Consider the following 13,244-nt stretch of genomic DNA (forward strand, 5'->3'; position numbering starts at 1 on the left):
TACCGCATTGACTACCCCGCCCGATCCGTCGAGTGTGCGGATCGCCGGAGACTGGCAGCATCTCGACGTCCGTGCCAACGGACTGCGTTTCCACGCGGTCGAGAAGGACCATCGAGGTCTGACCGATCGGCCATTGGTGTTGCTGCTACACGGCTTCGGCGAGTTCTGGTGGGGCTGGCGGCATCAGCTCACGGCACTGACCGACGCCGGATACCGCGCGGTCGCCGTCGACCTACGCGGCTACGGTGACACCGACAAGCCGCCCCGCGGCTACGACGGCTGGACGCTGGCCGGCGACACCTACGGCCTGGTCCGCGCTCTCGGCCACAACTCGGCGACCCTGGTCGGCAACGCCGACGGCGGTCTCGTCTGCTGGGCGACCGCAACACTGCATCCGCGTGTCGTCGACCGGATCGCCGTCGTCGCCTCCCCGCATCCGCGGGCGCTGCGCGCGCAAGTGCTGCGCGGACGCCACCAGCGGTCGACGTTCCTGGGCGGATTCCTGCACAACCAGCTGCCACGTCTGGGTGAACGTGCCCTGACCCGGCGCGACGGCAGTTTCGTCGACGAGTACTTCGGCAGCCGATCGTCGGCGGCATGGCAGGCCACCGACGACTACGCCGAAACCCTGACCCGCAACCGCTCCGCGATCCAGATCCCCAACGTCGCGCACTGCAGCCTGGAGTATCGGCGCTGGGCGTTTCGCTCGCAGTTCCGCACCGACGGTATGCGTTTCATGGAACTGATGAACCAGCAGCTGCACATCCCGGTGCTGGCGTTGCGCGGCACCGACGACCCGTTCATCCTCGACGACGTGATGTCGGCGAGCAGCCGCTGGGCGACACACTTCGACCTGCACCACATCGCGGGCAGCGGGCACTTCGCCCACCAGGAGCGTCCCGACGACGTCACCGAGAGGATCGTCGGACTGCTCGAGCACGACAACTGACGCCCCCGCCGATGAACCGTCGGCTATTGGTGCACGCAGGTGCTGGTGCTGACTCGCTGGTTGCTGCGTTCGGATTTGGCGAAGGCCGCCTGCACCTGGGCCGCGGTGAGCGCGAAACCGGTTTCGTCGGAAGGATTCTCGGCCGCACCGAAGACGACACCGAGGACCTCGCCGGAGGTGCTGAGCAGCGGGCCACCGGAGTTGCCCTGGCGGATGTCGGCGCGGATCGCATACACCTCGCGGGTGACGTTGGCGCTGCGATAGATGTTCTCGCCGGTGTGCATGAACTCCGAACGCACGCGCGCTGCACTGACGTGGAACGGCCCGCCCTCGGGGAAGCCGAGTGCGATGGCGTCGTCGGCGGTCTTGGCGCCGTGTTCGGCGAACTTCAGCGCTGGAGCATCCAGACCCGGCACGTCGAGGACCGCGATGTCGGTGTTGTAGTCGAACAGCACGACTTTCGCGGGTAGGTTCTCCCCGGTCGACGTCTCGACCTCCAGCCGTTCGGTGCCGGCCACCACATGCGCATTTGTCATGACGCGTTCGGCGGACACCACGAATCCGCTGCCCTCCAACGCCTGTCGGCAGCTCGGCGCCACCCCTTCGATCTTCACCACGCTGGCCCGCGCCTGGGTGACCACCGGCAACTGTGCGAGCGCGTCGTCCGGCGGATCGACCTTGGTCGACGGAGTGTTGAAATACGGGATCTTCGGCAGACCCGAGCTCTCCACGAGGGCTTTGAAGTCGGAGGGCAGATCCTTCAGCCATTGCGGCGAGAGCACCTCGACACCGCCCAGCACCCGCGAGTCGTCGACCGCCTCGGCGATCTTCGGCTGGGCCGATTCGCGCAGCGGGATCGCCAGCAGACCGGCCGCCAGCAATACCGCAACCACCTGCAGTACCGATCCCACCCCACTGTCGACGGTTCGCAACGACGGGGACCGGATACCGCTGCGCGCGGCCCGGCCGAGCACCATGCCGGCGACCTCGCCGACCACGACCAGCGAGATGAGCAGGATCACCCCGACGAGCAGCCGCGTCTGCACATCGTCGAAACGCGACATCAGGTGCGGGGCGAGCAGCAGCCCGGCCACCGCGCCGAGCGCGACGCCCATGAAAGCCAGCGCGGAGGACACCGCGCCCTGCCGGTAACCACTGGCGGCCGCGAGGACCGCGAGCACGACGAGGAGAAGGTCGACCCACGTCGACCCGGTCATCGGGTACCGCCGGCCGGGTCGGTGGACTCACGCCCGTGTCGGTGCCCCAGCAGGTGAGCGGTCACCGCCGAGAAGCCGGTGTCCTGGCGGCTGCCGACACGTTCGACCATCTCGTCCAGCGGCCGCACATCGTCGGTATCCCATGGCCGGTCCCAGCCCGACGCGTCGCTGATCGCCGCGATGAGTCCGCCGGTGAAGCCCCAGACGAGCAGGTCGTCGACAAGGAAGGCGGGCCCCTTGTAGACCCGGCCACCCAGGATCGAGCGGCTCACCTGGAAGCGGTTCGCCGGATCGAGCAGCCGACGCAGATTGACCCGTGCCACGCGCGCGGTCTCGCCCGCGTCGACGGCACGCACCGTGCCGGGTGTGGGCCAGTGCGCGACGACCGGCATCACGTCGAAACCCGACGGCGGTACCGGGAAGGTCGGCAGGGTGGCGACCACCTTCACCTCGGCGGCGTCGAGTGCGGTCTCCTCCCACGCCTCGCGCAGGGCGGTACCGACCGGGTAGTCGTCGCCCGGATCGGCGGCACCCCCGGGAAAGGCCACCTGTCCCGAATGCTGACGCAGCGTGGACGCCCGTTCGGTGAGGAGTACCTCGGCGTCGGCGGGTACGCCACCGGGATGATCGGGGTCGGCGTCCCACGACCCGGAGAAGAGCACCAGCACGGCGGCCGCGCGGCGATTGCGTCCGGCCAGCGAGGTCCAGCGCGCACGGTCGCCGCCACGGTTGAGGACGCTCTGGCTGACCGCGTCGACGTTGGCGGTCATCGCGCGCAGCCACGGCGGGATCTCGGACTCGGCTACCAGCGGTCCGATCGGCATCTCACCGTCGTTCACACCCGCACCCCGAGATGTTCGTCCACCACGTCGGCGATCTCCTCTGGACTGTGGAAAAGGCGGGGCAGGATCTTGGCCACCGTGCCGTCGGCGCGGATCAAAACCGTGCACGGGAACAGTGGCGGAGAACCGATCGCGGCTTCCACCTGACCCTTGGTGTCGAGCACGCTGGGCAGGTGCACACCGATCTCGGTGAGGTATTTCAGCACGAGAACCGGGTTGCTCGCGCCCTGTTCGGCATGTACGCCCAACACCGACACCCGGTCGCCCGCCGTCCGCGCGAACTCCTCGAAGTACGGCAGTTCCTTACGGCACTGGTAGCACCAGACCGCCCAGATGTTGATGACCAGTGGTTTACCCGCGGTCGCGACCCCGACATCGATACCCGTGCCGGTCGCCAGGCAGGGCGCGGTGACCCCGGCCAGTACCGACTGCGCGGCCGGCGTCCCGCCGGTGTTCGGGCACGGCGCGATCTTCGCCTCGCGGTGGGCCTGCGCGAGTTCTTCGTCGCTGACCGGGGCATCGGTGGCGCGCGGCGCGCCGGCCACCGGTTCGGTGTAGCCGTCGGAATCGGAGCTGTCCTCACCCCGTGGCCAGATCGCGACGATCATCGCGATCATCACGATGACGAACACGATCGTCCACCGGGCGGCGGGCGGAAAGCGCGACGGTCGGCGCGATGCGGCGTGGGCGGATGGGGTCTCGCCGGGAGCGCCGCTGTCGCGCGCATCGTCGGCGTCGAACTGCTCACTCATGACGCCGACATCCCCGCCAGGTCCAGCAGATGTTCGGTCTCGGGGCCTTTCACGAGCGCGGCCGCCTCGGCTTTGTCGAGCGGGCCTTCGCCGAAGGACGGGCAATCCTTGGCCAGGATGCATACCCCGCAGGCGGGTTTGCGCGCGTGACAGACGCGTCTTCCGTGAAAGATGATGCGATGGGACAGATCGGTCCATTCCTTACGTTCGATCAGCTCACCCACCGCGTGTTCGACCTTCACCGGGTCAGTTTCCTCGGTCCACCGCCAGCGCCGGACCAGCCGGCCGAAGTGGGTGTCGACGGTGATACCCGGAACGCCGAAGGCGTTTCCGAGCACCACGTTGGCGGTCTTCCGCCCGAAACCGGGCAGGGTGACCAGATCTTTGAGCTTGCCCGGCACCTCACCGTAGTAGCGTTCGACGAGCGCCTGTCCCAACCCGATGATCGAGTTGGCCTTGTTCCGGTAGAAGCCGGTCGAACGGATCAGTTCCTCGAGTTCGGTGCGGTCGGCGCCCGCGTAGTCCTGCGCGGTGCGGTACTTCGCGAACAGCGCCGGTGTCACCTGGTTGACGCGGACGTCGGTGCATTGCGCCGACAGGATCGTTGCCACCGACAGTTCCAGCGGGTCGGTGAAGTCGAGTTCGCAGTACACATGCGGAAAGGCGACCTTCAGCTCGCGGTTCATCCGGCGCGCACGACGCACGAGTCCGAGGTGGGTCTCGGAGCGCGCACGGCTCCTCGGCCGCCGGATGCCCGAGGTCGGCGCCCCGCCACCCGCAGATGCCGACGATGCATCCGTCCCGGCCGATTTTCGTGCGCTCACCCGATTCAGGTTAGCCCGATCGCCGCGCCGACCTCGCGTTGCGCACCCCGACCAGGGCCGATTACGACGTGACCGTTCCACTCGTTGGGTAACAACTCAGTGACGTCGCCGGTCGCGATAGCGCTCTTCGTCCCCCGATTGTGTTAACTGTTCTCCATGCAAGGACTACTGGCACTGCTGTTCCCGGCCGTCCTGATGCTTTTCGCCATGGCCATGGACAAGGTGCAATCCCGTCTCGACCGACTCGCGGTCTCCCGTGAACACGTCGAGGATTTCCTGGCCACCGCAGGTAGCGACGATGTCGACACGCTTGCCCGGGAGGGTATGCCCGCCGCCCTGGACGAACTGCGGACGCGCCGCGTCACCAAGCATGAGACCGCGACCGGGGGCCGCGACGAATTCGACGAACCCCATCGATCACCGCAGCGGGCCAGCTAAGGTTCCTGTTCGGGACGACCACCGGTGTATTACCGACCACAAACTTTCAAACTGTCGTCAGGACACGCCACCGCTGTCCCGGCAAGTGACCCATTCAACACCTACGCTAGGCGGCAGAGTAGCGTGACACCGGTCGCGCGATCTCGTGTGATCCGGATTTGATGAGAAAGGCTCCCTCGGTGGAAGAAGTATTGGCGCGGGCAGGCATTTTCCAGGGCGTCGAGCCCTCCGCCGTCGCGGCGCTGACGAAGCAGCTTCAGCCCGTCGACTTCCCTCGCGGACATGTCATCTTCCACGAAGGTGAGCCCGGCGACCGTCTGTACATCATTTTGTCCGGCAAGGTGAAGGTCGGCCGCCGCTCCGCGGACGGTCGGGAAAACCTGCTGACAATCATGGGTCCGTCGGATATGTTCGGCGAGCTGTCCATCTTCGACCCGGGCCCGCGGACGTCGTCGGCGACGACCGTCACCGAGGTTCGCGCGGTCTCGATGGATCGCGACGCCCTCAAAGCCTGGATCAAGGATCGCCCCGAGATCGCCGAGCAGCTGCTGCGCGTGCTGGCCCGCCGTCTGCGACGCACCAACAACAACCTCGCCGACCTCATCTTCACCGACGTGCCCGGCCGCGTCGCCAAGCAGCTGCTGCAGCTCGCCCAACGCTTCGGCACCCAGGAAGGTGGCGCACTGCGCGTCACCCACGACCTGACGCAGGAAGAGATCGCCCAGCTCGTCGGCGCCTCCCGCGAAACCGTCAACAAAGCCCTCGCCGACTTCGCCCAGCGTGGCTGGCTGCGGCTGGAGGGTAAGAGCGTGCTGATCGCCGATTCCGAGCGCCTGGCCCGCCGCGCTCGCTGAGCCGCAACCTCGATAGACCAAGAACTCCCGTCCACACCCGGACGGGAGTTCTTCGTCTATCGGTCGCGCAGATACTCCAGCTGCGCCTTGACCGACATGCGGGCGGCAGGCCACAGCTTCTTGTCGACGTCCGAGTAAACCTTGCGGACCACCTTCATCGGCTTCGCCTTGCGGGCCGCTACACCCATCTCCTCCAGCGCCGCCTGGATCTGGTCGATGCGTTCCTCACGGTGCGCCTTGTAGTAGCGCGCAACCGGTCCGAGGTCGGGATGGTCGGGTCCGTGCGCGGGGAGCAGCGTGGCACCCTCACCTTCGACGATCAGTCGATTCAGTGAGTTCAGGTAGTCACGCAGGGTGCCGTCACGAGGATCGAGCACGGTCGTACCACTACCGAGGATGGTGTCGCCCGTGATCATGGCGAGCCGGCCGTCGCATTCAACGAGGAAACTCACCGAGTCACCGGTATGACCGGGGGTGTACAACGTCTGGATGGTCAGCCCGGCGACCTCGATGATCTCGCGGTCGCGGAGCGCCGGGGCGTCCCGACAATGTTCGTCGAGCCGGGCCCGGGTGGGCGCTCCGGTGCGCTTGTGCAGCCGGTTGATACCGCCGACGTGATCGTGGTGCCGGTGGGTGATCAGAGTCAGCGCGACGCCCGGCTGGTCGACGATGCGCCGATTGTGCTTGCCGTGCTTGGGCGGACCGGGATCGACGACCACGCATTCGTCGTGTCCGGGGGCCCGCAGCACCCAGGTGTTGGTCCCGTCGAGTTCCATCATCCCGGGGTTGTCGCACAGCAGCACCGACGCGAACGGCGTCACCTCGCGCAGCGCTCCGTACGCCGGGTGCGCGACACCGGCATCCGGGGTGGCGGGCGAGTCGTTCGGGTCGGCACCTGTCATAGTCGCACCCTATCTGCCGGGGCATCGGCGAGTCGATGCCCCGGCCCACCCCGATCCGATGAGCCGGATCCGGTCAGATGGACTCGGACTGCTCCGCAGTGCCATCGACGACGGTCGGGGTGACCTCGCTCTGCAACGCCTTGAGCAGCGCGGCTCCCTGCGTGATCACGCCGGTCATGATCTCGTTGACGCCTTCGGCGCCGTTGAACACCGTCAGGTTGGCGCCGCCGAGTCCCTTGGCCACCTCGCCGACCAGGGCGGGGAGTTGCTCGATGAGCTGCTGGTCGAGGGCGATCCGGTTGTTCTTGGCGGCCGCCGCCGACGAGATCTCGACCGCACGGGCATCTGCTTCGGCGATGATCTGAGTACGCCGCGCTTCCGCCTCCGCCGGCTTGACGACCTCCGAGATCAGCTGCTGCTCACGCAGATCCGCCTGCGCCTTGGCGAGCTCGGACTGCTCGCGGATGACCTCTTGGTTGACCCGCGCCTCGGCGAGCGGACCCGACTGTGCCGCTTCGGCATTCGCCTTGTCGGTCTCGGACTTGATCTCGGCCCGCTTGATCGAGGTTTCCCGTTCGTAGTCGGCCTGATTACGCAACGACTCCTGCTGCGCCTTGGATGCCTCTTGCTCAGCACGCGCGCGTTCGACGGCGGCCTCGCGCTGCACTTTGGCGATGTTCGGCGCGGCGAGCGCGTTGATATATCCCGATTCCATGTCGTCGATCGACTGGATCTGGAAGGAATCGACCATCAGCCCGATCGAGCCCATCTCCCGCTTCGACGCCTCCAGGACCTGGCGGGCCAGCGTGTCGCGTTCGCGGATGATCTGTTCGACGGTCATCGAACCGACGATCGAGCGCAGATGACCCGAGAAGATCTGTCCGGTCAGCTGATTCATCTCGTCCTCCTGTTCGGAGATGAACCGCTGGCCGGCATTGACGATGGAGACGACGTCGCCGCCCACCTTGTGAGCGATGACCGCCCGCACGTTCAGTTGGATGCCCTGGGTCGTCACACAGACCTCACGAATCTGCGCCTCGTGCATGGCCATCGAGAGGAACCGCACCTTACGGAAGATCGGCATAACCCATTTGCCGTGTCCGACAACGACGTCGAACGGGGCATTGCCCTGCGCCGACTTCTTGCCCGAGATCAGCATTGCCTCATCGGGTTCGGGAACGTAGTAGCCGAGCATATGCCCCTCCTGCATTTCGGCCGCGGAAGATCGAGCCCCACTGGTCCGCGGCGACGGAACTTCCTTCGCGAGGTCATCCTACGGTGACGAACCGGAGGTGTCGGTCGGTCGGGCGACGTGGGACGATCCCCTCCGTCCGCCGATCAGAACGCCAGCGGTACCCAGCGCTCGACGTCGACGATCCGGCCGGGCAGGACCCCGACGACCAGCACCGTCGCGTCGAGAGCGACCGGTTCGGCGGATCGGGCCAGGTAGCGCTCGGTGCCGCCGCCGACGGACAGTTCGACCTCCCCCAGCGATTCACCGCCGCCGATCGCCAAGACCACCACACCCGTCGATCCGATCACGTCCACCGTCTCTCACCGCCGATCGTCGGCCCACCGCCGGGGCACGACTCAACCGTAGACACCGCCGAACAAAACGTCACACGGGCGGACTGGATCCGGTGGCAGCGGGCGCCGAGTCGGTGCGAATCATCCTGATGGAGTTGAGCAGGCCCAGAGCACCGGCCACCAACGGCACCAGCAGTGCGAACTGCAGCGCGACCGGCCGGACGTCGGTGTTGATGCGAATGATCTCGTCGGCGACGGCCGGCGGCTGGCCGACCAGGGTCTCGCGCAGGGCGGTATTGCTCATCACCTCGGCGTCGTCCTCCAGGACCTGGGCGACGTGATCCTTGTCCGCCGGGGGTAGGACGTCGCTGTCCTGGGCCTGATCGGTGAAGCCGATCGCGAGTGTGGCGAGCAGGACCGCACCGGCCATCGCGAGACCGAAGGATAGCCCGAAAGAACCTGCCGCCGAATTGGTCCCGGCTGCCTCGCTGACCTGTTCCTCACTCATCGGCCCGAGTGTGTAGTCGTTGAGCTGGGAGACGAGCAGCCCCAGGCCGCTTCCGGCGACGACCAGCGGGAGGATCAGACTCCAGCCGAAGTCGGCTCGCGGTACCAGCGGAATCAACACCGCCACACCGAGAGTCAACAAACCGAAGCCGCCGGCGACCAGGATGCCTGCGCGGATGTGGCCGGCACGCTGACCGGCGAGTAGCGCCACGACGAACATACTCAGCGACAGGGGCGCCAGCGAGAGACCGGCTTGCATCGCGTTGTACTCCAGCACCATCTGCAGGTAGATCGGCAGCGCGATCATGATGCCACCGAGCGCGATCTGCTGCAGCATCTGCTGGGTCACCCCGATGCGGAACGGCTTGGACCGGAACATCTCCGGGTTCATCAGCGACGGTTTGCCCGCGCGATGGCGGCGAATCAGCCAGTACACCAACGATCCCATCGCGACGGCACCGACGGCCAGGAATGCGCCGACCGACTCGCCGCCCTCCTGCCACACCAGGACACCGAGCACGATGCCGCCCATACCGACGACCGACAGCAGCGCACCGACGACATCCACGCCGCGGGGACCCTCGTAGGGGGAGTCGTGCACCAGTTTGATGCCGACGAGCACGATCACGATGATGACGACCTCGAGGACGAATGCGATGCGCCACGACAGGTAGGTCGTGATGAATCCGCCGAGGAGCGGGCCGACTGCCGCGGCGATGGCCGCGGCCGCCCCGACCAGGGCGTAGACCCGCTTCTGGGCGGGTCCCGCGAAGTTGCCGTGGATCAGTGACTGCATGGCCGGGAGTAGCAGCGACGCACCGATGCCACCGATCACCGCCCAGAAGATCACCACCACGAGCAAGCTCTGCGCGACGGCCATCGCGGACGCACCGACGGCGTAGCCGAGGAGGCCGATAACGTAGGCGCGTTTGCGGCCGATGAGGTCCCCGACCTTGGAGCCGATGAGGATGAAGGCCGCTGAGACGAGTGCTTCCAGGGCGATCGCCGACTGAACCCCGCTGACTGTGGTGTCCAGATCGCGAACCACCGCCGAGATCGAGACATTCATCAGCGAGGTGTCGACCACGAGGACGAACATCGCCATGGAGAGCAGGACCGCGAGAATCATTCGCTTGCCTACCAATTCGTCGGCCGCGCCGCCGTCGCCATCGTCCCCCCGCGCGCCATCTCCGGCACCAGACAATTCGGTCATCGCCACCGCCTCTCGGCGAACGGGCCACGCCGATCTGTTGGTGTCGACGACAGTTCCCAGCGCAAGCTTAAGCGCACATGTCCTTACTCGACAACGGATTCCACCTCGCGGGGCGACCGTCGATGCCCACCTGCACCGCCGTGACGACGGCCACCGCAGCCGACCCCAGCACCAACACCGGGTAACCGAAAGCGCCGACGACCACCCCGGCAACAGCTCCGGCGACCGCGCCCGCCAGGCTCATCACAGTGTCGGAGAAGCCCTGTGCGCGTGTCCGTATCGCGACGTCGACCGACTCGGTCAGCAACGCGGCGGCGGCCACCGTGGACGCCGACCATCCGACGCCGAGCAGGATGAGCGCCGCCACCAGGCCGGGCCGCGAATCGGCGCCCAAGAAGCCGACGAGGCAGGCGATGACGAGGATCGCCTGTCCGGCGAGAATGGTCTGCACCCGCCCGAATCGGTCGGCGCTCACGCCCATCACCGGGGCCAGGAAGTACATGCCTGCCAGGTGGGCGCTGATCGACAACCCGACGATCGTCAGGCTCGCACCACCGTGGTGCAGGTGCACCGGAGTCAGTGCCATCACCGCGATCATCACCGCATGAGCCGAGACGACCGTCGCCACCGCGGCCCGCGCCCGCGGCGTCCGACGGATACCGGAAACCACGTCGGCCCAGGTGGTGTCGTCGGCACTCTCCCTCGTCGAACCGGCCAGATGTAGCGGATCCGGACGCAGGCCCACGATCAGCACACCGGCCGCGAGGAGCGATCCAGCCGCGCCGATCAGGAACGGCCCGGCGAGGTCGTCGAGGCCGAGGGCGGCGGCGACCCGCGCACCCGCGGGGATCAGTGCCGGTCCGGCAACCGCACCCACCATCGTCATCCAGACGACCAGGGACAAGTCCCGTCCACGCGTGGTCGGCGCGGACAGGTCGGTTGCGGCGAAACGAGCCTGCAACCCCACCGCGGTGCCCGCTCCGACGCCGGCCATGCCGATCAGCAGCAGAAGGAACCATCGGGTATCGACCGCCACGGCGACGACCACAGCACCGCAGGCCGCGATGAGCAGACCAGTGGCCAACGCCGGGCGGCGACCACGACGCTGGGCGAGGGCCGCCAGCGGCAACCCGGCCGCCGCCGCCCCCAGGGTCAGCACCGTCGTCGGGACCCCGGCCAGCGATCCGCTCCCCGACAATTCCTCCCCGAGGATGGATCCGAGAGCGAGCGATGCGCCCATGGACAACCCACCGAGGATCTGTGCGGCACACAGCAGTATGAGAGTCCGCAGCCGGACGCGCGCCAGATCGATACTGCCGGAGTCGCCGATCATCTTCTCGGCCACCAGTTTCTTGTCAACCATGCCTTCAGCATCGACGTCGGGCCGAACGACAGCCAGTGGCATCTCTGCCCATATACCCTTGATTCATGCCAACCCCGACATCCGGCCCCGACCAGCAGCCGCACCGCGTCGCCGTGCTGATCACCGACGGGCTCGTACTGATGGATATGGCCGCGCCCGTCCAGCTCTTCGGCCACACCGGCCGGCCACGCTACGAGGTGGTCATCTGCACCGAACAACCGGGCCTGGTCAGCACCTGCGCGGGTATCACCGTCCACGCCGACCGTGGACTCGACGCACTGGAGTCCGCGGACACCATCATCGTCCCCGGCTATCACGACGCCGCCCGACGCACCCCGTCGCGCGTGGTCACCGATGCGCTGCGCGCGGCCCACCGGCGCGGCACCCGCATCGCGTCGATCTGCGTCGGAGCCTTCACCCTGGCCGAAGCCGGACTCCTCGACGGCCGGCCCGCCACCACCCATTGGATCGACGCGGCCACCCTCGCGAGTCGCTATCCGTCGATCCGGGTCGATCCGGCGGTGCTCTACGTCGACGACGGCGACATCCTGACCAGCGCGGGCCTGGCCGCGGGTATCGATCTGTGCCTGCATCTGGTGGAGCTCGATCAGGGCGCCGACGTCGCCCGCGACTTCGCCCGACGCACCGTCGTCGCCTTTCACCGGCCGGGTGGCCAAGCCCAGTTCATGCCGCCCACCGCAGCAGAAGATGACGCGGAGATCGGCGAGATCTCACACCAGGCAATGACTTCCGGCGACAACCCACTCGGCGCGACAACCCGCTGGGCGCTGACCGACCTCACCCGACCGCTGGGCGTCGCCGACCTGGCGGCACACGCGGGCATGTCGTTACGCACCTTCAACCGGCGATTTCACGAAACCCACGGGACCGGACCCGGCCAGTGGCTGACCGGACAGCGATTGCGCCGTGCCGCACAATTACTCGAACGGACCGACCTCCCCGTCGATCAGGTCGCGGCCGCGGTCGGCCTGAGCGCCGAGAGCCTGCGCGTCCAGTTCCGCAATCGGATGGCATTGTCCCCCAGCGCCTATCGGAACAACTTTCGCGTCAGCTCCGCCTAGTGACCCACCCGAGCCGGTCTAGGTCAGCATGTCGTAGGAGAGTTTGCCGACCATCACCACGACGACCCCGAGGAGCACCCACCGCACGAAAGCACTGCCCCGGCCGATCGCCATATGCGAACCGATCTGCGCTCCAACGATATTGGCCACGGCCAGACTCAGTCCGAGTAGCCACAGAATATGACCGCCGATCGCGAAGACCACCAGTGCACCCAGATTCGTCCCGGTGTTGATGACCTTCGCCATCGCCGAACTCTCCAGGAAGCTGGTACCGACCAGGGCGGTGAGACTGATGATCAGGAAGGTGCCGGTCCCCGGCCCCATGACACCGTCGTAGAAGGCGATGACGACACCGGCGACAACCAGTCCGGCCAACACCGACAACCGCGACTTCTCCTGCGTGCCATGCCCGCCGAAGCTCGGGTTGAGGGCGACGAACAGCCCGACCGCGACCAGCAGAGCGAGCACGATCGGGGTGAAGATCGCCTTCGGCAACACCGATGCGACGGTGGCACCCACACCCGCGAAGAAGATCGCGGTGCCGAAGACCGGCAGCAGCCGACGCCAGTTCATCGGCACATGACGGGAGAACCGCCAGGCCGCCGACGCCGTCCCGAAGACCGCGGCCAGCTTGTTGGTACCCATCGCGGTCGCCGGGGCGAGTCCGGGATCGGCGATGAGGAGGGCCGGAATCAGGACCAGTCCGCCGCCGCCGACGACCGCGTCGACCCAGCCCGCCCCGGCCGCCGCCGCGATCAGGAGCGCGACATCCAC

14 protein-coding genes are annotated in these 13,244 nt (G+C 67.3%); 4 read left to right on the forward strand and 10 right to left on the reverse strand.

Going from position 1 to position 13,244, the window contains the following annotated elements; all coding sequences use genetic code 11:
• The first annotated feature begins 7 nt into the window (after nucleotides 1-7).
• Nucleotides 8-949, forward strand: a complete 942-nt coding sequence (locus QSJ18_RS12320; protein ID WP_286326767.1) for an alpha/beta fold hydrolase — start codon at nucleotides 8-10, stop codon at nucleotides 947-949.
• A gap of 23 nt (nucleotides 950-972) precedes the next feature.
• On the opposite strand, the gene QSJ18_RS12325 is transcribed toward QSJ18_RS12320, so the two are convergent.
• Genes QSJ18_RS12325 through nth form a run of 4 tightly spaced genes read right to left on the reverse strand, consistent with a single transcriptional unit; the run spans nucleotide 973 to nucleotide 4,446 of the window.
• Nucleotides 973-2,166: a MarP family serine protease gene (locus QSJ18_RS12325; RefSeq protein WP_286326769.1), complete on the reverse strand. Its 1,194-nt coding sequence runs from the start codon at nucleotides 2,164-2,166 to the stop codon at nucleotides 973-975.
• Nucleotides 2,163-2,990, reverse strand: a complete 828-nt coding sequence (locus QSJ18_RS12330; RefSeq protein ID WP_286326837.1) for an NUDIX hydrolase — start codon at nucleotides 2,988-2,990, stop codon at nucleotides 2,163-2,165. Before QSJ18_RS12330 ends, QSJ18_RS12325 begins: the two co-directional genes overlap by 4 nt.
• 11 nt (nucleotides 2,991-3,001) lie before the next feature.
• A complete protein-coding gene (locus QSJ18_RS12335) occupies nucleotides 3,002-3,760 on the reverse strand; it encodes a TlpA family protein disulfide reductase (protein ID WP_353507213.1) in 759 nt (252 codons plus the stop codon).
• A complete protein-coding gene (gene nth, locus QSJ18_RS12340) occupies nucleotides 3,757-4,446 on the reverse strand; it encodes an endonuclease III (protein ID WP_286326839.1) in 690 nt (229 codons plus the stop codon). Before nth ends, QSJ18_RS12335 begins: the two co-directional genes overlap by 4 nt.
• Before the next feature lie 294 nt (nucleotides 4,447-4,740).
• Here nth and QSJ18_RS12345 point away from each other — a divergent pair, with 294 nt between their 5' ends.
• Together QSJ18_RS12345 and QSJ18_RS12350 are read left to right on the forward strand one after the other, a co-directional pair.
• A complete protein-coding gene (locus tag QSJ18_RS12345; RefSeq protein WP_286326770.1) occupies nucleotides 4,741-5,022 on the forward strand; it encodes a hypothetical protein in 282 nt (93 codons plus the stop codon).
• Nucleotides 5,023-5,201: 179 nt separating this feature from the next.
• On the forward strand, nucleotides 5,202-5,876 hold the full coding sequence (locus QSJ18_RS12350; protein ID WP_286326771.1) for a Crp/Fnr family transcriptional regulator: 675 nt from the start codon (nucleotides 5,202-5,204) through the stop codon (nucleotides 5,874-5,876).
• 56 nt (nucleotides 5,877-5,932) lie between these two features.
• On the opposite strand, the gene QSJ18_RS12355 is transcribed toward QSJ18_RS12350, so the two are convergent.
• The 5 genes from QSJ18_RS12355 to QSJ18_RS12375 form a co-directional block, all read right to left on the reverse strand.
• Nucleotides 5,933-6,778 (reverse strand): MBL fold metallo-hydrolase, encoded by an 846-nt coding sequence (locus tag QSJ18_RS12355; protein ID WP_286326772.1) that lies wholly within the window; start codon nucleotides 6,776-6,778, stop codon nucleotides 5,933-5,935.
• Between the two features lie 73 nt (nucleotides 6,779-6,851).
• The gene (locus QSJ18_RS12360) at nucleotides 6,852-7,973 is read right to left on the reverse strand and encodes an SPFH domain-containing protein (protein ID WP_286326773.1); all 1,122 of its coding nucleotides are present in this window, start codon (nucleotides 7,971-7,973) and stop codon (nucleotides 6,852-6,854) included.
• Nucleotides 7,974-8,116: 143 nt separating this feature from the next.
• Entirely contained in the window at nucleotides 8,117-8,320 is a 204-nt protein-coding gene (locus QSJ18_RS12365) for a hypothetical protein (protein WP_286326840.1), read from the reverse strand.
• A gap of 76 nt (nucleotides 8,321-8,396) precedes the next feature.
• Nucleotides 8,397-9,941 carry an MFS transporter gene (locus tag QSJ18_RS12370; RefSeq protein WP_286326841.1) on the reverse strand — a complete coding sequence of 515 codons (1,545 nt, stop codon included), beginning with the start codon at nucleotides 9,939-9,941 and terminating at the stop codon, nucleotides 8,397-8,399.
• A gap of 151 nt (nucleotides 9,942-10,092) precedes the next feature.
• Nucleotides 10,093-11,358 (reverse strand): MFS transporter, encoded by a 1,266-nt coding sequence (locus tag QSJ18_RS12375; protein ID WP_286326842.1) that lies wholly within the window; start codon nucleotides 11,356-11,358, stop codon nucleotides 10,093-10,095.
• A 95-nt stretch (nucleotides 11,359-11,453) separates the two neighbouring features.
• Here QSJ18_RS12375 and QSJ18_RS12380 point away from each other — a divergent pair, with 95 nt between their 5' ends.
• Entirely contained in the window at nucleotides 11,454-12,470 is a 1,017-nt protein-coding gene (locus tag QSJ18_RS12380) for a GlxA family transcriptional regulator (protein ID WP_286326775.1), read from the forward strand.
• An 18-nt stretch (nucleotides 12,471-12,488) separates the two neighbouring features.
• Here the strand turns inward: QSJ18_RS12380 and QSJ18_RS12385 are convergent, their stop codons facing one another.
• Nucleotides 12,489-13,244 carry a TSUP family transporter gene (locus tag QSJ18_RS12385; RefSeq protein ID WP_286326776.1) on the reverse strand — a complete coding sequence of 252 codons (756 nt, stop codon included), beginning with the start codon at nucleotides 13,242-13,244 and terminating at the stop codon, nucleotides 12,489-12,491.

Source organism: Gordonia heveisoli, assembly GCF_030315745.1.
GTDB lineage: Bacteria > Actinomycetota > Actinomycetes > Mycobacteriales > Mycobacteriaceae > Gordonia.